The organism is Haloferax prahovense, from assembly GCF_000723845.1.
In the GTDB taxonomy this organism is placed as follows: domain Archaea; phylum Halobacteriota; class Halobacteria; order Halobacteriales; family Haloferacaceae; genus Haloferax; species Haloferax prahovense.
Map to the genome: position 1 here is coordinate 154662 of NZ_LK053001.1, position 19101 is coordinate 173762.

At 63.9% G+C, this 19101-nt stretch carries 16 protein-coding genes; 3 read left to right on the forward strand and 13 right to left on the reverse strand.

Annotation, left to right across the window (positions count from 1 at the left end; translation table 11 throughout):
* Positions 1-82 precede the first annotated feature (82 nt).
* The 3 genes from BN984_RS15755 to BN984_RS15765 are packed head-to-tail and all read right to left on the reverse strand — an operon-like array spanning position 83 to position 3767.
* On the reverse strand, positions 83-1063 hold the full coding sequence (locus BN984_RS15755; RefSeq protein WP_181950717.1) for an ABC transporter permease: 981 nt from the start codon (positions 1061-1063) through the stop codon (positions 83-85).
* On the reverse strand, positions 1056-2063 hold the full coding sequence (locus BN984_RS15760; protein WP_049968694.1) for an ABC transporter permease: 1008 nt from the start codon (positions 2061-2063) through the stop codon (positions 1056-1058). The genes BN984_RS15755 and BN984_RS15760 overlap by 8 nt, the downstream gene beginning before the upstream one ends.
* Positions 2064-2123: 60 nt before the next feature.
* A complete protein-coding gene (locus BN984_RS15765; protein WP_049913721.1) occupies positions 2124-3767 on the reverse strand; it encodes an ABC transporter substrate-binding protein in 1644 nt (547 codons plus the stop codon).
* A gap of 161 nt (positions 3768-3928) precedes the next feature.
* Here BN984_RS15765 and BN984_RS15770 point away from each other — a divergent pair, with 161 nt between their 5' ends.
* Entirely contained in the window at positions 3929-4633 is a 705-nt protein-coding gene (locus BN984_RS15770) for a creatininase family protein (RefSeq protein ID WP_049968828.1), read from the forward strand.
* An 84-nt stretch (positions 4634-4717) separates the two neighbouring features.
* On the opposite strand, the gene BN984_RS15775 is transcribed toward BN984_RS15770, so the two are convergent.
* Entirely contained in the window at positions 4718-6130 is a 1413-nt protein-coding gene (locus BN984_RS15775; RefSeq protein WP_049968695.1) for an amidohydrolase, read from the reverse strand.
* A gap of 362 nt (positions 6131-6492) precedes the next feature.
* Here BN984_RS15775 and BN984_RS15780 point away from each other — a divergent pair, with 362 nt between their 5' ends.
* On the forward strand, positions 6493-7257 hold the full coding sequence (locus BN984_RS15780; RefSeq protein WP_008096933.1) for an IclR family transcriptional regulator: 765 nt from the start codon (positions 6493-6495) through the stop codon (positions 7255-7257).
* Positions 7258-7390: 133 nt separating this feature from the next.
* Here the strand turns inward: BN984_RS15780 and BN984_RS15785 are convergent, their stop codons facing one another.
* The 9 genes from BN984_RS15785 to rhcC form a co-directional block, all read right to left on the reverse strand.
* Positions 7391-9340 (reverse strand): archaea-specific SMC-related protein, encoded by a 1950-nt coding sequence (locus BN984_RS15785; protein WP_049968696.1) that lies wholly within the window; start codon positions 9338-9340, stop codon positions 7391-7393.
* Positions 9341-9419: 79 nt separating this feature from the next.
* Entirely contained in the window at positions 9420-10043 is a 624-nt protein-coding gene (gene rdfA, locus BN984_RS15790; protein WP_008096935.1) for a rod-determining factor RdfA, read from the reverse strand.
* Positions 10044-10914: 871 nt separating this feature from the next.
* Complete coding sequence (rhcB, locus tag BN984_RS15795; protein ID WP_008096936.1) at positions 10915-11712, reverse strand: L-rhamnose 1-dehydrogenase; 798 nt, start codon at positions 11710-11712, stop codon at positions 10915-10917.
* A 51-nt stretch (positions 11713-11763) separates the two neighbouring features.
* Entirely contained in the window at positions 11764-12615 is an 852-nt protein-coding gene (gene rhcF / locus BN984_RS15800) for a 2,4-diketo-3-deoxy-L-rhamnonate hydrolase (RefSeq protein WP_008096937.1), read from the reverse strand.
* A gap of 84 nt (positions 12616-12699) precedes the next feature.
* Positions 12700-13458, reverse strand: coding sequence for an IclR family transcriptional regulator (locus tag BN984_RS15805; protein WP_004972025.1), 759 nt, complete (start codon positions 13456-13458; stop codon positions 12700-12702).
* A gap of 215 nt (positions 13459-13673) precedes the next feature.
* Positions 13674-14702, reverse strand: a complete 1029-nt coding sequence (locus BN984_RS15810) for a TIGR03560 family F420-dependent LLM class oxidoreductase (protein ID WP_008096939.1) — start codon at positions 14700-14702, stop codon at positions 13674-13676.
* 2 nt (positions 14703-14704) lie between these two features.
* Positions 14705-15910: an L-rhamnonate dehydratase gene (gene rhcD, locus BN984_RS15815; RefSeq protein WP_004972028.1), complete on the reverse strand. Its 1206-nt coding sequence runs from the start codon at positions 15908-15910 to the stop codon at positions 14705-14707.
* Between the two features lie 187 nt (positions 15911-16097).
* Positions 16098-17132, reverse strand: a complete 1035-nt coding sequence (rhcE, locus tag BN984_RS15820; protein ID WP_008096940.1) for a 2-keto-3-deoxy-L-rhamnonate dehydrogenase — start codon at positions 17130-17132, stop codon at positions 16098-16100.
* Between the two features lie 183 nt (positions 17133-17315).
* Positions 17316-18185: an L-rhamnono-1,4-lactonase gene (gene rhcC, locus BN984_RS15825; protein WP_049968697.1), complete on the reverse strand. Its 870-nt coding sequence runs from the start codon at positions 18183-18185 to the stop codon at positions 17316-17318.
* Between the two features lie 79 nt (positions 18186-18264).
* Here rhcC and BN984_RS15830 point away from each other — a divergent pair, with 79 nt between their 5' ends.
* Entirely contained in the window at positions 18265-18567 is a 303-nt protein-coding gene (locus tag BN984_RS15830; RefSeq protein WP_004041051.1) for an L-rhamnose mutarotase, read from the forward strand.
* Positions 18568-19101: the final 534 nt, after the last annotated feature.

Here is a 19101-nt window from a genome sequence, read left to right on the forward strand (position 1 = left end):
TCGGCGGGCGAGCGAGCGGCGGAGACCGGGCTACTCCCGGCCCCGCGGCGGACGGTCGGTGAGACGTGTGGTCCGTTCATCGTCAGTCGTTCGACCGCGGGTCGATTGCGTCGCGCAGGCCGTCGCCCAGCAGGTTGAAGCCGATGACCGTCGCGAGAATCGCGAGGCCCGGCCAGATACTGAACCACGGGTTGACGATCATGTACTGCCGCGAGTGGGCGAGCATCTGCCCCCACGACGGCGTCGGGGGTTGGACCCCGAACCCGAGGAACGACAGCGACGCGACGATGAGGATGTTCACGCCGACCTGCAGCGTCGACTGGACGAGCACCGGCGCGAAACTGTTGGGGATGATGTGGCGGAAGATGATGTGGCGGTCGCGCACGCCGGCGGCCTTCGCGGCCTCGACGTACTCCATCTCCCGGACGCTCAGCACCTGCGATCGAATCAGTCGCGTGAACACCGGAATCGTCGTGATGGAGACGCCGACGATAGCGATGCCGAGTTCCTTGCCGAACGCGGACATGATTGCGATGACGAGGATGAGGAACGGAATCGCGTACAGCGATTCGACGAACCGCTGAAGCACGTCGTCCACCCAGCCGCCGTAGTAGCCGGAGACCGCACCGACGACCGTCCCGATGGTCATCCCGATGCCCGTCGCGATGAGACCGACCTGGACGGCGATGCGGGTGCCGTAGACCAGCCTGACGAGGATGTCGCGGCCGCGGTGGTCCGTCCCGAGCGGATGCGCCCACGACCCCGTCCCGAAGCTGTTTTCGATGCCGACCGGTGGAAGCAGGATGGTGCTTCCCGCCGGGTCGTTCTCCGGGTGGTACCAGAACGTCGCCGCGAACTGGTAGTCGAACAGGTCAGCGTCGATAGTCGTCAACAGCGCGACGAGCGTCACGAGCCCGATGACGTAGAGACCGACGCGCGACGCCGAGTTGCGCTTGAGCTGTCGAAGCACCTGCGAGGTGCGCGAGACGGCCGAGCGCTCGTCGGCGTCCGCGACGCCGCCCGTGCGGGCCGAGTCGCCGACGGCGGCCGTCGAATCACTCACCGGCACCACCCCCGTAGGAGATGCGCGGGTCGATAACCGCGTACAGCACGTCCACGACGAGCACGCCGAGGACGAACACGATGGCGAAGAATATCGTCGTTCCCATGATGAGCTGGTAGTCCTGCGCCCGAACCGCGGTGATGATGAGGTTCCCCATCCCGTTGATGTTGAAGACCGTCTCGGTCAGCACCGCGCCGCCGAGGGCGGTCGTCATCTGGATGCCGATGACGGTGAGCACCGGCAGTTGCGCGTTCTTGAACGCCTGTCGCCGGAGAATCGTCCGCTCTGAGACCCCGTAGGCGCGGGCGAGTTGGACGTAGTCCTTGTTGAGCACTTCGAGCATCGACGACCGCTCGATGCGCGTGATGGCCGCCATCTGGAGCGTCCCCAGCGTGATAGAGGGGAGTATCAGATGCGACGCCGCAGTCACGAGCACGTCCAGTCTCGACGTCGCCCCGTCGACCGACGCGGGGTCGGCCCACGGCATGATGAGCCCGCTCGGCGGCAGGAGGTCGCCGTAGTACGCGAACACGATGATGAGCAGCAGGCCGACCCAGAAGCTCGGGGTGCTGACGCCGATGAGCGACGTGACGCGGGCGAGGTGGTCGTAGCCGTTGTTACGGTTCTTGGCGGCGAAGATGCCCAGCGGAATCGCGGTGCCGATTGCGAGGGTGAAACTCGACGCGAGCAGCAGCAGCGTCACCGGGAGCCGCTCGAAGATTTTCTCCGTCACCGCGACCCCACCGTAGTGGATGCTCGTCCCGAAGTCGCCCGTCGCAACCGCCGCGAGGTACCTGACGTACCGGACGTACAGCGGTTGGTCGAGGCCGTACTTCGCGCGGGCGGCCTCGATAGCCGCCGCGTCGGCGGCCGGCCCGACGAGGATGCGAACCGGGTCGCCGGGTATCGAGTTGATGAGGACGAACGTGACCGTAACGACGAACAGCAAGACCGGAACGATTTGGAGTAATCGCCGTCCGATGTAACCGGTTGTCGTCATGGGTGGAGTGGATGGGGAGTGAGCATATAACGTTTGGTAACTGTTACCGACAGTACAACATCATCTGTCGACCGAGACGTTGTTGTAGCCGGTGAGGAGCCGCGGATTCTGCGGCGAAACCGGGTGGACCTGGAAGTCGCTGACGGCGGACTTCACGCCGTAAGAGTTCTTGTAGTTGAACGCGGGGAGGTGAACTTTGTCCTCCAGAAGCGTCGAGATGGCGGACTGGTAGAGCTGTTGGCGCTCGTCGCGGTCGGTCGATTCGCGCGCGCCCTTAATCTGCTCCATCACCTCGTCGTTCTTGTAGTAGACGCCCTGGTTCACGCCCTCGGACTCCTCGTGGAACAGGTTGAACATGAAGTCGTCGGGGTCGGGGTAGCGGACCCACCCGAGGACGTAGATGTTGTAGTCCGAGGCGTTGCCGGTGTACGCGCGGCTGAGCATCGCGCCCCAGTCGAGCCGTTCGACGTGGGCCTCGTAGCCGGCCTCCTTGATGCCGTTGGCGATGGAGAGGCCGATGTTCTCGCGGTTGTCGTCCGGCGGGACGATAATCTTCGCGTCCCAGTCGGCGGGGACGCCCGCCTCCTCGAACAGCGCCGTCGCCTGCTCGACGTCTTTGTCGTTCGGAATCTCCATCCACTCTTCGAGCGGCATGTCCCACTCTTCGACCATCGGCCCCGGAAGCGGGCCGTACTGGCGGAGTCCGGCCGGGTCGATGTAGCGGTCGACCGCGTCGTCCATCGAGAAGCTGTAGTCGATGGCCTCGCGGACGCGCTTGTCGGCGGTCGGGCCCTCGTTGCAGTTGAACGCGACGTAGAAGTACCCGACGCTCTCGATTTCGGAGATGCTCGTGTCTTCGGTGCTCTCGACGGTGTCCCAGAGCCGGGGCGGAATCGTCTCGATGACGTCCACGTCGCCCGTCCGGAGGTTGGTGACGCGCGTCGTCGACTCCGTGATGGGCGTGAACTCGACGCCCGCGACGTTGGGCAGTTCGTCGCCCCAGTAGTCGTCCCAGCGTTCGAGCGTGACGTAGTTGCTCTCTTCCCACTCGACGAACTTGAACGGCCCCGAACCGATGGGCTGTTGCGTGCTGAACGCCTCTTTGTCCTCCTCGCGGACGGCCTCCGGCACGACCTGGTGGGTGAGGACGTGCTGGAACATCGCGTAGGGGTTCGAGAGGTCGAACTGGACCGTCGTCTCGTCGATGGCCTCGACCGAATCGATGACGCTAAAGATGCCCAAGAGGGGCGTCTCCTCTTCTATCGGCGCGCGGAACGAGTAGGCCACGTCCTCGGCGGTGACCGGGTCGCCGTTGTGGAACATCGCGTTGTCGACGATTTCGACGACGTAGCGGGTGTTGTCCCGCTCGATGGTCGGCATGCTCGTCGCGAGGTTCGGAACCACGTCTGTCCCCTCGCCGTAGGTGTACAGCTGACTGAACACCCGGTTCGCGACGAGCGCGTCGGGGTTCGAAAGCTGCGTTATCGGGTCGAATCGGACGGGGTTCAGCGACTGTCCGATGTTTATCGTCGCGTCGGGGCTCCCGGAGGTCGTCTCCGTCCCGCCGCTCGTGGTCGTTCCGCCGCCGCCGTCGCCCTCGGTCGTCGTTTCGGAACCGGAGTCGGACGTACAGCCGGCGAGTAAGACGGGTATCGACGCACCCGTCGCTTTCAGTATGTTTCTACGTGAGACACTCTCTCTCATCATTGACGCCGAATCATTTCGGCATCACCACCATAAGCATTTGCATACTGTACATTCGTTTCCTCTTGTCCCCCCATACTGCCGCTTCGTGAAGTATTATATACGACAACTGTGCGTATCTCCGTATGGACTCAACGGAGTCACAGTCACTCCTAGCGGAGATGACGTGGCAGGAAGCCGAAACCGCGTTCGACGAGGCGGACTTCGTCGTGCTCCCCTGCGGAGCAACCGAACAGCACTCGACGCACCTCCCGACCTCAGTCGACTCCATCCGGGCGGAGAACCTGACCGCGGAACTCGCCGCGGCGGCCCCGGAACACGACCTGAATCTCCTCGTTCTGCCGGTCCTCCCGTACGGCTACTCGGAGCACCACATCAACTACGCGGGGACCGTCTCGCTCGGAGCCGACACGTACCAGGAGATAATCATCGACGTGGGCCGGTCGGTCCAGCGCCACGGCGCGACCCGGTTTCTCGTCGCCAACTTCCACGGTGGCAACATCGAGCCGCACAAGCTCGCGCTCGACCGACTCCAGCGCGACCACGGACTCGACTCGTACTACGCCCACTGGACCGACTTCGCCCGCGACCAGTTAGAAGAGCGGTTCGGCACCGAGTGGGGTCACGCCGGCGAGTACGAGACGAGCGTCATCGAACACTACCGCCCCGAACTCGTCCACGGCGACCGCAAGACGCCGCAGACGAAGAAGAACCGCTACGAGGTCCGCCAGTACGTCCACTTCGACGACCTGACCGTCGAGGGTGGCCTCGGCGACCCGACGCAGTCCGACCCCGAGTTCCTCGAAGAGGTCATCGAGGCGACGACCGAGCGCATCCTGACGCATCTCCAGTCGGAATTGGAGTGACGCGAACCTCGGCGGCGAGGAGACGGACTGTAGCGAGCGAAAATGCGAACCGAAACGAGAGCTGATTTTCCCGACGACTACCGCTTACAGCGTGAGGTGGAACGGCGGTTCCGTCCCCTCCGGAAGCGCCGACTCGTACTCACCGGGCACCGATGCCTCGAACTCCTCGCGGGCCGACGCCACCAACGCCTCGTCCGAAAAGAGGTCGAGCGTCGTCGCCGCGAGGACTTTCGCGGCGTACACGGCCGCCTTCGACCCGAAGCTCCCGTTTGCGGCGACCGCCTGCCACGTGTGCGACGGCGTCCCAACCGGCCACGACGCCGCCCAGAACTGCGCGGTCGGCGTAATCCAGCTCACGTCGCCGACGTCCGTGGAGCCGTTGAGCACTGTCCCCACGTCGTAGGAGGGTTGGGCGTCGGGATACAGCACCGACGAGCGCGCCGCCTCGCGTCGGTCCTCCGGAAGTTGCGTCGTCCGCGCCTCGATGGTCTCGGCCGAGAGCGTCTCCTGAAGCTCCGCCGCGAACTCGCGGTCCTCGTCGGTGTACGGGATGGGACCGGCAAGTCGCATATTCTCCAGCAGTGTATCCGACAGCGCGTGATTCGCCACGTAGTCGTAACAGCCGGTGTGGAACCGCCGCGACACCGTCGTCTGGGTCATGAGCGCCGCGCCCTCGGCCACGTCGTCGAGCCAGTCGGTGATACGGTCCACCTCGCCGCGGGTCGGCGCGCGAACGTAGAACCACGCCGTCGCCTCCGCGGGGACGACGTTCGGCGCGCCGCCGCCGTCGGGGATGGTGTAGTGGATGCGGGCGTCGTCGGAGACGTGCTCGCGCATGAACTCTGACCCGGTGTTCAGCAGTTCGACCGCGTCGAGCGCGCTCCGACCCGACTGGGGGCTGTCGGCGGCGTGGGCCGACTCGCCGTGAAACGTGTACTCGACGGAGTTCATCGCGAGCGTCTGAGCCATGAACGGGGCGCTGAGGTGGCTCGGGTGCCACGTGAGCGCGGCGTCGAGGTCGTCGAACGCCCCGTCGCGGGCCATGAACACCTTGCCGACGAGTATCTCCTCGGCAGGACAGCCGAAGAACGTGACCGTCCCCTCGGCCCGGCCATCGTCGATGGCGCGCTTCGCGGCGAGGGCAGCACCGACGCCGGCGACTCCGAAGAGGTTGTGTCCGCAGCCGTGGCCCGGCGCGCCGGCCTCGACAGGTTCCCTGCTCGACGACACCGTCTGCGACAGTCCGGGGAGGGCGTCGTACTCGCCGAGGATGCCGACGTGCGGTTCGCCCTCGCCGTAGGTCGCGCTGAACGCCGTCGGCATCCCACCGAGACCCTCGGTGACGTCGAACCCGGCGTCGCGGAGAACCGACGAGAGCAACTCGGCTGACTCGGTCTCGTGAAGCCCGAGTTCGGGCGTCTCCCAGAGCGACTCGGTGAGCGAGACGAGTTCCGCCTCCAGCGACTCGACCGTCTCGAACGTCTCGTTGTGATTCATTGCGTCTCGTGTGCTTCGACTGGAGAAACCATAATAACACTTCCGGAGCGGTGGACGTTCAGGCGCCATATTCGGGTTAGAGATTGTGATTCACGAGGAGCGAATGTAAACGGTGGGAGACGCCGAAACCGAGAAAGCGGCGTAGCACCGGATATCCGGAACGTTCGAGCCGCTGTCCCCCGGTTTCGATTGTCTCGCTCGCCGAACCAACGACGGGGTGATATCCGCCGAATCGAGCACATATCGTGCGTATCGTTCACAAACGACTCGTTCCGGCGTCGGTACGCCCCAGATTCGTCATCTAGAAAATATCATTCGGGAGAGCCGAAAATACTATGTGTCGTGGTGACGACCCGCAGGTAATGACCACAAACGCGAACGACCGCTCGCTCAAAACGACGGTTACAACCCTCAGAATCGTCGAATTACTCCGGGAACGCGACGGTGCCGGCGTGACCGAAATCGCCCGCGAACTCGACATCGCTCCGAGTACCGCACACACCCACGTGACGACCCTCGAAGCACAGGAATACGTGGTCAAAGAGGGCGATACCTACCATCTCGGGCTTCGCTTCCTCGGCCTCGGGAACTTCGTCCGGACGCGGAAACGCCGTTTCGGGAAAGCCGAACACTACACCAACGTGCTCGCCGAGGAGTCCGAGCGGCGCTCCATCTTCACCGTCGAAGAGCACGGCCGAGGAGTGTACGTCCACACCTCGCCCGGAAAACACGGCGTCTGGACGCAGTCGACCGTGGGAAAGCGCGTCTACCTCCACTCGACGGCGAGCGGGAAGGCTATCCTCGCCAACATGCCGACAGAGCGGGTCCGCGAAATCGTCGAGCGAGTCGGACTTCCGAAGGAAACCGACCAGACGATTCACGACGAGGAGGCGCTGTTCGACGAACTCGCCGAAATCAGAGAGCGTGGCTACGCGCTGAACGTCGAAGAACAGATTGACGGCGTCCGCGCGGTCGGAGCCCCGGTCATGGGGCCGGACGGCGACGTGTTCGGCGCGCTGAGCGTCGCCGGCCCGTCCAATCGGATGAAAGGCGAGCAGTTCGACCGTCTCACCGAAGTCCTCCTCGGCATCGCCGAGGAACTCGAACTGAGCATCGCGCTCTCTTGAGCGCGGTCCGCGGCCTTCGGATTCACCCGACTCGTGACACACCTAATAGTGTAAATCGAAACAGGGCGCTCCGCTCGGAGTGCGTCTCGACGCGGGTGCGAAAAAACGAGAGATGAACCCGGCGGCGGCGACGTTACGCCGGCGAGTAGCGCGGGTAGTCGCTGTCGACGGCCTGCGCGTCCTCTTCGAGGAGGGCGACGGCGAGGTAGTCGGCGTAGTCCGCGAAGTAGTCGACGAGCCGCGAGATGCGGTTCGAGTCGATGGCCTCCAGCGAGTCGAGGACCATGAACGGAACCGTCTCGTAGACGTCGTGGATGAGGTAGCCCGCGAGCGCGAACACGAGGCCGGTCACCTCGCGCTCGGACTCGGAGAGGTGGGCGACGGAGTCCTCGTAGCTCACGCCGTCTTCGTTCGTCCGGATGACGTGGAGGTCGAACACCGACTTCTTGACCTTCTTTCGGCCCTCCCGAACCCGCTTTTCGGTGCGCTCGATCCAGATGCGGTCGAGGTTGTCGTACTCGAGCACGTCGAGCACGTCGTCCATGTGGGTGTTGAACTCCTCGACGGCCTCGGATTCGAGGCGCTTGATGCGCGTCCGAAGCTCCGCGAGTTCGTCTTCGATGTCCTCGCGGGCCGCTTCGAGTTCGTCGCGCTCGTCGAGTTTGCGCTCGATGTCCGCGATTTCGTCTTCGACGCCCTCAAGGTCGCTGCGGAGGCGACCGAGGTCGTATTCGAGCTGGTTCGCCTCGCGGTGGAGGTCGAGCAGGTCGCCGTGTTCCTCGCTTTCGAGTTCGTCGACGGTCTGTTCGAGCGAGTCGATTTCGTCTTCGAGGTCCGAGCGATCGGATTTGAGCTCCTCGATGCGCTCTTGGCGCGTCTCGCGCTCGCTTTCGATTTCGGACAGGCGGCGCTCGATGCGGTCGCGCTCGCGCTGGCGACGCTCGTAGGTGGACTTCTCGTCTTCGAGTTCGGAGAGCTGTTCCCGGTGTTCGCGGTTGTCCTCGAGTTTGTCCTCGCGGAGCGTTCGGAGGCGTTCGAGCGTGCCCTCGATTTCGGACTTATCGACCTCGGAACCGCACGTCCAGCAGACGACCTGGTCGTCGCCGAGCAGTTGGTCGGTGACGCTGCCGCCGGAGTCGTCGGCGTCGCGGAGCGCGTCCACGACGTCCGAGGAGGTGCCAGAGAGCATCTCCTCGTTGAACTGAATCACGGACTGGAGCTCGTTGACGGTCGACTGAATCTGCTGGCGACGCGTCCGGAGGCGGCTGATTTCGGACTCGATTTCGTCGATTCTGCCGCCCGCGACTTCGGGGAGGTCCTCGGCGTCGTCCTCGAGTTCGTCCTCTTCCGATTCGAGCGCGTCGAGACTCTGTTTTTCCGTCTCGATGCGGCGGTCCACGTCGTTGATGTCGCGGCGCTTGCTCCGGAGGTCGCCGAGCTTAGATTCGAGCTCGCTCTCGACTTCCTGCCGCTCGCTCACGCTGGCGTCGTACTCTTCGACTTCCTGTTCTTTCTCGGCGAGCTCGTCTTCCTTCTCCTCGATTTGGTCTTCGAGTTTCGTCCGCCGGCGTTCGAGCTGCGGCAGGCGGTCCGAGAGGTTGCTGAGCGTCGAGAGTTCGTCGGCGATGTCGCGTTTCTCCTGCTGGAGCGACTCGATCTGCTCGTTGATGGACTCGACGTCCACCGGACGCATGATGAGGTCGCGGAGGTCGTCACCGCGTGCGACCGCCTGTCGGGCGTCGTTCGTCTCGAGCAGGAACGCGAAGAGGTCCGCGAGGTCCGGGTCGTCGAGGACGGGGTTTCCGCCGGAGATGACCGTGTCGCCCTGTCGCTCGAACGTCCGGGTGTACGTCTCGTCGCCGATAGTGAGCTCGACCGAGCCCTCGTCGGCGTCGCCCTTGAGCGCCACGTCGTCGCTCCCGTGGGCGGCCATGATGGACCGCAAAAGCGACGTTCGGTTCGTGGCGTTCCGTCCCGCCAAAACCGTCACGCCCGGCTCGAACGACGTTGACAGGTTGTCGATGCCACCGATGTTCTCGACCGAAAGGTGGACTTTGGATTTCGACACTTGTTCTGAACTCATACCTTGACCCAATAGGTACACCAATATAAAATCATCCGTTGAATCGAACAGAATGTGACAGAACTAATTATGTAAGCCGCTAGTTCGACACGTCCTCGTCGCAGTCGCATCCACCCCGCCGGAGCAGTTCGATGACCTCGTACTGCGTCCCGCAGTCGCGGCAGTACACCTGCGTGTCCACGAGGACGTCGAAGTCGCCGAGCCGGAGCTTGCTCGTGTTACGGAGCGAACTCAGGCTCTGTTCGATGACCGCGACCAGTCGACCGCGGAGCCGCTGGATGGACTCGACGACGTTGTCGATTCTGTTCCCGGACGAGGACTCTTTCGAGACGCCGCGAATCTCCGTCAGATAGGTGTAGACCGCCTGGTGAGAGACGAAATCGGAGAGCAGTTGGTCGACGTCGACGCCGCGAGATTGGAGTGTGTTCTTCGCCTGAACGCGCATCCCTTCAGTAGTCTCGTCCCCGGTGAGGAGCGTGTAGAGGTTCTCTACCTCACCTTCGAGAACGTCCTCGCCCGCCTCGCGGAGCGCGGCGTCGAGCACCTTCTCGTTCATCAGGTCCGCGAGGTCACGGAGGCTGTCGCTGTCCTCGGGAGCCGTCCAGCGGTCGGCGAGGCGCTCGCCGAATCCGTCCAAGTCGTACGTCTCGATGACCCGTTCTACCTTGCTTAGGCGACGGTTCGTGCTTTGGTCGGTACCCATTACCCGTGATTCACACGGTAACGTAAAATATCTTCAGGTTTGGAGAGCGATTCGCCACACTCGGTGAGGCGCGTTCGTCAGAATTGAGCCGGACATGTCCGGTAATGTCGGATGAGATGGGATCGGATTGGGCGACTCACGCGAGACCGGGCAGTAGCGCGAAACGTGAATCGAGAATGCAGATGCTACGTAGCCGACGGGAAACAGCCGAAAAATGGAGCATCAATGGGACGTTGTGCTCGATGAGGTAGCCACCCCACGCGTTCATGAGTACCAGTTGGGCAGGCGTACTCGGTGGGGGCTACCGCGCGTACAGTATGACTGACGTACTGATGGCTATCGTGCTGGTTGCACGGGATGCTGATCACACATGGGTCAGATTGCTCCGACCATGTGCTACTATGAATCACACCTATATAATAATTATGTACTTGGCAACCGTTGTGAATCGGGTGTGAATCCCCGCCCGAATCCGCCGGTTCGACGCCGATGCTCGAAGGCGACCGGGAGACACCGCGGCGTCGGCGACGTTCCGCGGGCGGGTCGATACTGCTCGGCACGGATATTTCGAGCACCCCGGCTCCGCGCCGTCGCGTCAGTTCGCGTCGGGCCTCCGGAGCGACTGACTGCCGGGGGGTACTACGCAAAAGACGTCCGACGATGCCGGATGAGAATCGCCCGTAGTGACCGCCGATGTGAAACCGACGTGTTGAAAGCTAAAGCACCGATCTCGGCCGTACCAGTGTCCCGGACAGCAGTCGACGAAGGGGACGTATCGAAGCGGGTGAAACGGGACGCGGGCGGTGATGGTGGTGGTGGTGGTGGTGGTGGTGGTGGCGGTGAAACGCCTCGAAACCCGTCGAAATGCGCGCTATTGCTTGAGGTAGCCGCCGTCGATGGCGATTGACTCGCCGGTTATCCAGTCACCCTCCTCGGAGAGGAGCAAGACCGCGACGTGACCGACTTCTTCAGGCTGGCCGATTCGGTCGAGGATGTGCACGTCGAGCGTCTCCGCGAGGATTTCGTCCGGCGACTTGCCCGACTGCTCGGCGTGTTCGTCGAGCCACGCCTCGACCATCGGCGTCTCGACGGTGCCGGGCTTGAGCGCGTTGACGGTGATGCCGTGGTCGCTCAGTTCCTTCGCCAGCACGGTCGTGAAGGCGAGAACGGCCGCCTTGGACGCGCCGTACGCGCCCTGTCCGGCGAAGGGCCGCTCCGCGCCGACCGACGAGATGTTGACGATGCTCCCCTCGATTTCGCGGTCGACCATCCGGGCGGCGACGGCCTTGGAGACGAGAAACGTCCCCTTGGCGTTCACCTCGAAGTGGAGGTCCCAGTCGTCTTCGGTCGTTTCGAGAAGCGGGATGGCCTGCTGAACGCCCGCGTTGTTCACGAGGCCGTGGATGTCGCCGAGCGACTCGACCGCGGCGTCGACGGCGGTTTCGACGCCCTCGGCGTCGGTCACGTCGACCTCGTACACCTCGGCCTCACCGCCCGCCTCGCGGACGAGTTCGGCCGTCTCCGCGGCCACCTCGGGCTTCGTGTCGAAAATCGATACGTCGGCTCCCGCGCGGGCGCAGCGGACCGCGATACCGCGGCCGATGCCACGCGCGCCGCCGGTGACGACGATATGCCTATCTCTCAATCGGGTGTCTGTGTGCGTGCTCATAGTCGGTAGTACCGGGATATCGTATAAATAATTGCGCTGTACGGCGGCCGGTTACTCGTCGCGCTCGGCGACGACCGGGTTGGTAAGCGTGCCGATGCCCTCGATTTCCACGTCGACGCTGTCGCCCGGCGCGAGCAGTTCCGGCGGGTCGCGGAAGATGCCGACGCCGCCGGGCGTGCCGGTGGAGATCACGTCGCCGGGTCGGAGTGTGGTGATGTTACTGATGTACTCGACGACCTCGTCGACGCCGAAGATGAACTCGGAGGTGTTTGACTCCTGTTTCGTCTCGCCGTTGACGCGGCAGGCGACGTCGAGGTTGTGCGGGTCGAGGTCGGCCTCGGGAACGAACGTCGGCCCCATCGGGGCGAACGTGTCGTAGCTCTTGCCGCGGAAGAACTGTCCGTCGTCGAACTGGGCGTCGCGGCCGCTCACGTCGTTGATGGCGGTGTAGCCCGCGACGTAGTCGAAGGCGTTCTCGGCGTCCACGTTCTTGGCCGTCTGGCCGATGACGACGCCGAGTTCGACCTCGTAGTCGACCTCGTCGATGGCCGCCGGGTGGACGATGGGGTCGCCGGGGTTCGTGACGGACGTGCCGGCCTTACCGAACAGAAGCGGACGTTCGGGCACCTCTTCGTCCTGTTCTTCGGCGTGGTCGTGATAGTTGAGCCCGACGCAGACGATTTTTCCGGGGCGCGGGACGGGCGCGAGGAGCTTTACGTCCTCGACGGGGACCGACTGGTCCTCGGCGGCGTCCGCGGCGTCCTCGACGACGGTGAGGAAGCCGGGGCTGTTCAGGTTCTGGACGGTGACGTCTTCGCGGAGGCCGGAAAGCGGGACGACGTCGTCGTCGCGGTGGACGCCCCATTCGGGGGCACCGCCCGCGGTGTATCGAACGAGTTGCATCGTTACACTCTGCCACACCGTGATACGTAACTGTTGCGCTCTACGCAGCATTGCGACGGCGGGGATGGGTCCGCGGCCCGCCGACTACGAGTACGTCAGGTTCACCTCGATGACGTTCGCGCTCTTGAGGATCTGGTTCGGCAGTTCCTCGGTGAACCGCTCCTCGCGCATCCGGCTTTTCGGCCCCGAGACGCTCACGGCGGCGATGGCGTAGTCGTCCTCGTTGAGTATCGGCGCGGCCACACAGCGCATGCCCTTGACGCGCTCTTCGTCGTCGTACGAGTAGCCGCGCTCGCGGACCTGCTCCAGCACGTCGAACAGCTCCTCGCGGTCCGTGATAGAGCGGTCCGTCACCGCCTCTAACCCGTGGCGGTCGAGGATTCGCTCGACTTCCTCCCGCGGCCGGTTCGCCATGATAGACTTTCCGAGGGCCGTCGTCTGCAGGGGGACACGCATCCCCGAATGGGTGTCTAGCCGGACGGCGTCGGGGCCCCGCGACCGGTACAGGAAGACGCCGACACCGTGTTCCTCTATCATCAGGTTCGCGTGCTCGCCGGTCACCTGCGCGAGTTCGTTTATTTCGGGACGGGCGATTTTGAACACCTTCTGGCGGGACCGCGCGTGAGCGCCCAACTGGAGGAACCGCGTGCTGACGTAGTACGTGTCGCCCTCCTTGACGAGGTACTCCTGTTGCTCCAGGGTCCGCAGGTGGTCGTGAATCGTGCTGGTCGGCTTATCGAGCCGCTTGGCTACCTCCGAGACGCCCGCCCCGTCGAGTTCCCGCAGGAGGTCGACGAGTTCGAGCGAGATTTTGACCGCGTTGACCGGAACGTCCTTCGCCATAGTTGGTTATGAATCCTCATCCCTGAAATGTCTTTCCGCTATGGCCGGAAATAGCGTAGCCGTTACGAGCGACGAGCCGATGTGAGGAATATCTGAATCATCTGAATCATTTAGATAATTCAGATATTGTGGGTAGTCAGGTAGACGTATGACGCGAGGGTGGCAAAAAGAAAACGAGTGCCCGAGGGAGACGCGAGCGCGACCCGCGGGGCGTCTCAGCTGAACTGCGGGATGACTTCGTCCGCGAACAGCTCCATCCCGTCGGTGTCGGGGAAGTCGATGAACCAGCCTTGGAACTTCGTCACGCCCGCGTCGATGCGGCGCTCGATGGCCTCCGCGCACTCCTCTGGCGTTCCCATGATGAAGTACTCCCGAGCGTCTTCCTCGGTCACGATGGGCGCTTGGTCCTGATACTCCGCTTCGAACTGGATGGGCGTCATCAGGTCGAGCAGGCGGTCGAACTTCTCCTCGTCGCGGGTGCAGATGACGTGGCCGTCCCACGAGTACTCGATTTCGTCGGGGTCGCGGCCGACGGTCTCGCAGTGGTCTTCGATGACGCCGATTTTGTGTTCGAGCGTCTCCACGTCGCCGTTGAACACGTCGGTGTTCCACACGTCGGCGTGCTTGGCGACGAGTTTGAGCGTGACCTCCTCACCCTGCCCGCCGACGAGGATGGGCGGGTGGGGGTCCTGTACGGGCCCGGGGACACAGTAGGCGTCCTCGATCTGGTAGTGCTTCCCGTCGAAGCTCGCGCCGTCGGTCCCGGCGGCCCACATGCGCTTCATGAGGCGGATGGACTCGTCGAGCCGCATCAGGCGCTCGAAGCCGTCGCGGTACTCCCAACCGTAGGCGTCGTACTCCGGCTCGTGCCAGCCCGCGCCGAGGCCAAGTTCCAGCCGCCCGTCGGAAATCACGTCGAGCGTGGCCGCCATCTTGGCGACGAGCGCCGGGTTGCGGTAGTCGTTACAGAGGACGAGCGAGCCGAGGTTGATGTCCTCGGTGAAACCGGCGATGGCCGACAGCAGCGTCCAGCACTCGTACTCGGCGTGGTCGCGGCCCAACAGCAGGTGGTCGGGTGCCCACACCGCGTCGAAGCCGAGTTCCTCCGCCTTCTGGACGCCCATCTTGGTCGTCTCCCAGTCGAGCGCCTCGTACTCCGGGGTGTCGCGGTGCGTCGGCTCGGTCCCCTCGTCGGGCGCGCCGGCGAAGACGGGGACGTTGTACTCGAAGCTGATGTCAGACATCGTTACTCGATGGCGAAGTGTTCGAGCGCTTCGCGGTTCAGTTGGGTGCTGACACCGGGTTCGTCAGGGAGCGGAATCGACCCGTTTTCGGGCGACGGCGGGTTCTGGAAGATGGCGTCGGCGTAGGTCGACTCGCGTTTCTCCTGACGCTCCTCGAACCACTCGGGGGTCGGGAAGTACTCCGCCATCGGCATGTTCGTGTGCCCGGCGATGGCGTGGAGCGTCGGGTTCGTACCGGCGTGCGGGATGACGGGCACGTCGTGGACTTCGGCCATGTCGGCGACTTTCTGCAGTTCCGTGATGCCGCCGACGCGACCCACGTCGGGCTGGAGGATGTCGACCGCGCCCTCCTCGAGGAGGTCCTCGTGGCCCCAGCGGGTGAACTCGTGTTCGCCGCCCGAAATCGGCATCGGCGCGGCCTCGCGGACCTCGGCGTAGCCGGAGATGTCGTCGGCGATGACCGGCTCCTCGACCCACGCCATATCGTACTTACCGAGGCGCTGGGTCATCTCCTTAGCGTACTTGACCGACCAGCCCATGTAGGCGTCGCCCGCGATTTCGATTTCGTCGCCGACGGCGTCGCGGACGGTCGCGACGATTTCCTCGTTCTTCTTCATGCCCGCGCGGCCGTCCTCGGGGCCGTGGAGGAAGCGGAGCTTCATCGCGTCGAATCCTTCCTCGACGTACTGGATTGCCTCGCGCTCGAGTTTCTCCATGTCGACGGGGTGGAGGTTCGACGCGTAGGCGGGAATCTCGTCTTTGGTGGGGCCGCCGAGCAGTTCGTACACCGGCTTGCCGGCGTCCTTCCCGGCGATGTCCCACAGCGCCTGGTCGACCGCGCTGATGGCCATGACCGCGACCCCCTTCCGGCCGAACGGGAGCGTGGCGCGGTACATCTGTTCCCAGAGCAGTTCGCGCTGCATCGGGTCCTCGCCGACGACGATTTTCGAGAGCGTCTCCTCGACGACGGTGGCGATGGCACCGGTTCCCCAGTTGCCGACGCCGACGCCGGTGATGCCCGCGTCCGTCTCGACCTCGACGACCACGTCACCCACGGGGCCCATCCACTTGCGGCGGGCCTGCGGGTTCTCGCCGTCGACGTTGCGGTACTCGTCGTACTTGGACATGATGGTGACGAGCGGGAATTCGATGAACTCGCCCCACGACTCGTTACTGATTTTCGTCGCTGAGATGTCTGTAATCTCCATGATTTGTTTGGTACGACTTCACATCCAATCGGCACGGGTAAAATAGTTTCTGTCGTTGGGCGACCTGTGGCCCGGAGAGGCCGCTGGTTCGTCGATCGGTCGGCCCGCCGTCAGTCGGTCGGTGAGACTCGAATCGGTCGGTGGCGCGGCGGCGCCGCCTCGGTGGGGTGCCTGCTGTCGTGTCGCTTCAGCCGTCGAACTGGAAGACCGGCTTGCAGGTCTCCGAGTCGAGGAACGCCTCGAACGCCTCGGCCGGGTCGTCGACGCTGTAGGAGGTGTCGATAATCTTGTCGACCGCGATTTCACCGCGCTCCATCAGGCGAAGCGCCTGCTCGAAGTTGGTCCACGTCGAGCCGTAGGAGGTGTTGATGTCGACTTCACCGCGGACGGTCGACGTGAGGCTGAGTTCGCTCGGGGAGTTCGGGATGCCGACGACGACGATTTGGCCGCCCTTACGGACCACGTCGTTCCCGGAGACGACGCCGCTGTGGTGGCCCGTCGCGTCGAAGACCACGTCGAAGCCGATGCCGTCGGTCTGGCTCTCGACCCGCTCGTCGAGGCCGCCTTCCTCCTGGAGGTTCACCGTGTCGATGCCGAGGTCTTCGAGCAGCGGGAGGCGATACGCCGCGTCCTGTCCGAGCCCGGAGACGACGACGTTCGCGCCGAGGGAGTCGGCGACGGCGGCGACGAGCATGCCGATGGGGCCCGGCCCCTCGACGAGGACGTTGTCGCCGGGCGTCGTCACCGACTGGTCGAGGACCGCGCGCGTGGCGATGCTCGTCGGCTCGGTGATGGCGGCGTGCCGGAGGGGAACGCCCTCGGGCACCGCGTGGACGTGCTCGGGCGTGACGGTGACGTACTCCGTGTACGCGCCGTCGCGGTGCATGCCCGTAATAGAGAAATTCTGGCAGACGTTGGGCTGGCCGTTCTGACACTGGAAACAGTGGCCGCAGTCGTGAATCGGCTCCTCGACGACCTTGTCGCCGACCTCGAACGTCTCGACGTTCTCACCGACTTCCGTGACCGTCCCGGAGTACTCGTGGCCCATGATACGCGGGATGGGAATCCACTCGTAGCCGCCGTCGTACTTGTAGGCGTGGGCGTCACTGCCGCAGAGGCCCGCCGTGTGGACCTTGATGAGCAGTTCGTCTGCACTGGGGGTGGGGACCTCTCGCTCCTGTGTCTCTACCGAGCGCGGCCCGGTCTGAATAATGGCTTTCATAGTTGCGAATAACCGTGTGGGTTCGTCTCGTTTACACCATGTGAACACACCGATTAATATGTTTGGGTGCGGGCGGAGAATTTCGGTGATAGCGCGGCTGAAGCCGCGGCTACACGGGGCGAGCTGTCGGCTATATCCGGCGACACGCCCCGTGTCCGCCAGCACGAACCATAAGACGGCGGCTCACCCGAGGTCGACGTGCCGCCGGAACGACTTCCCGGTCAGCCACGACCGGTCGGCCTCCGACAGCGAGTCGACCTGCTTGAGCCAGTTACACGCCTCGGCGTAGCTGGCAACGTCGCTGACGTTGGGGTAGTCCGAGCCCCAGACGACCCGCTCGCGCCCGAAGGTGTCGAGGAGCCATCGGACGTGGTCATGCATGTCGGCGTAGGGGAACGCCGAGTCCGACATGTGGACGATTTCCGAGACCTTCACCGCGACCGAGTCGTGTTCCGCGAGGTCGGCGAACCGGCTGAACGTGCCCTCGTCGGTGGGCGTCTCGGGACCGGCGTGAGCGAAGTGGTCGAACAGGTAAGTGAGTTCGGGATACGCCTCGACGAGTTCGAGCGCCTGGTCGAGTTGGCCGTGGTCGCAGAGAATCTGGACGGCGGCGTCGTGTTCGACCGCGGCCTCCCAAAAGGCGGTCTCCTCGATGCTCTCTCGGAGCCACGTTACGCTCGGGTCGAACGTCTCCCACATCCGGTCGTACGGGCAGGCCGCGCCGAGTCGGAAGCCGAGGACGCCGTCGGTCTCCATGCAGCGGTCGAGGCGCTCGACGGCGTCGTCGGCGAACGGGTCGAGCATCACGATGCCGTGGAGTCGGTCGTACTCGGCGGCGACCCGTCGGGTGTACCAGTTGTCCGTCCAGTCGCAGATAGGGTAGCCCACGACGACCGCCTCGTCCACGCCGTTTCGGTCCATGTCGGCGAGCAGGCGCTCGGCGGTGTAGACGGTGTGCACGTCGAAGCTATCCACGAGGTCCAAGATGGGGCCGTTGGTCCACGGGTGCTCCGGGCTCGCGGCTCCCCACGCGTGGGTGTGGGTATCTATCATTACAGTCGATGACGGGCGACCCCGTACTAAATCTTACCCGCCGAAGAGCTAAGACGGGTGCCGTCGAATCGGGGGTCGTATGGCGCGAATCGCGTTCCACCTTGAGATAAAGGACGGCAAGCGAGAGGAGTACCGAACGAAACACGAGAACGTCCCCGAGGCGCTCGAATCCGCCTATCTGGACTCCGACGCCGGGCTACAGACCTACAGCGTCTTCGAGAAGGACGGCCACGTCTTCGGCTTCATGGAGGTCGACGACCCAGAGGCCATCCAAGAGGTAATGGACAACAGCGAGGCGCAAGCCGACTGGGCAGAGGTCATGAGCGGCATCACTGTCGAGACCGACGACAGTTGGATGGACGAAGTCTACCGGATGATCTGACGCTCGAAGGAGACAGTTGTCCGGCCATGGCGGAGCGCCCGCCATCCACAACGAATTTCTCACCGAGAATAGTACTGGACGAATTACCCCAAAGTCGAATTTACCCCGGAGTAGCGGCGCACAAATGGCCGTCTCCCGGAATAACCGTTCGCTCCGGTCCTTCCGGATACGTATCCGCCACTGGCGGAAACCCGGTGAGGCTCGAATCGACCGTGGAGCGTCACCCGCTAACCGAGTGGTACGACGGCTCGATGTACGCGATTGCCGTCCAAACGGGTTGCACGCCCCTAATCATTACTACCATAGAATTGTAATTTGGAATTATTTCTATGCGGAGTGTCACGGATATATCCTGGAGCACAGATTCGACCGGCCAGACGAGAAGACCACTGCGGGAGAGAGCAATAGAAAACCCGATACTGCACTATTTGGGCCTCTATCCTCGATATACGTCCGATTCAGCTCGATCCCCGGCGCCAGAAGCTCTTCCGGCCATGCCGGAAGACTGTCCGGCGTGAGCGACTGACCGACCGA

Coding starts and splice junctions, on each gene's coding strand:
- rhcE (WP_008096940.1), bottom strand. CDS start 17,132: ATGAAAGCCATTATTCAGACCGGGCCGCGCTCGGTAGAGACACAGGAG.
- rhcC (WP_049968697.1), bottom strand. CDS start 18,185: ATGATAGATACCCACACCCACGCGTGGGGAGCCGCGAGCCCGGAGCAC.
- rhcF (WP_008096937.1), bottom strand. CDS start 12,615: ATGCAACTCGTTCGATACACCGCGGGCGGTGCCCCCGAATGGGGCGTC.
- BN984_RS15780 (WP_008096933.1), top strand. CDS start 6,493: ATGACCACAAACGCGAACGACCGCTCGCTCAAAACGACGGTTACAACC.
- rhcD (WP_004972028.1), bottom strand. CDS start 15,910: ATGGAGATTACAGACATCTCAGCGACGAAAATCAGTAACGAGTCGTGG.
- rhcB (WP_008096936.1), bottom strand. CDS start 11,712: ATGAGCACGCACACAGACACCCGATTGAGAGATAGGCATATCGTCGTC.
- BN984_RS15770 (WP_049968828.1), top strand. CDS start 3,929: ATGACGTGGCAGGAAGCCGAAACCGCGTTCGACGAGGCGGACTTCGTC.
- BN984_RS15760 (WP_049968694.1), bottom strand. CDS start 2,063: ATGACGACAACCGGTTACATCGGACGGCGATTACTCCAAATCGTTCCG.
- BN984_RS15775 (WP_049968695.1), bottom strand. CDS start 6,130: ATGAATCACAACGAGACGTTCGAGACGGTCGAGTCGCTGGAGGCGGAA.
- rdfA (WP_008096935.1), bottom strand. CDS start 10,043: ATGGGTACCGACCAAAGCACGAACCGTCGCCTAAGCAAGGTAGAACGG.
- BN984_RS15805 (WP_004972025.1), bottom strand. CDS start 13,458: ATGGCGAAGGACGTTCCGGTCAACGCGGTCAAAATCTCGCTCGAACTC.
- BN984_RS15765 (WP_049913721.1), bottom strand. CDS start 3,767: ATGAGAGAGAGTGTCTCACGTAGAAACATACTGAAAGCGACGGGTGCG.
- BN984_RS15830 (WP_004041051.1), top strand. CDS start 18,265: ATGGCGCGAATCGCGTTCCACCTTGAGATAAAGGACGGCAAGCGAGAG.
- BN984_RS15810 (WP_008096939.1), bottom strand. CDS start 14,702: ATGTCTGACATCAGCTTCGAGTACAACGTCCCCGTCTTCGCCGGCGCG.
- BN984_RS15785 (WP_049968696.1), bottom strand. CDS start 9,340: ATGAGTTCAGAACAAGTGTCGAAATCCAAAGTCCACCTTTCGGTCGAG.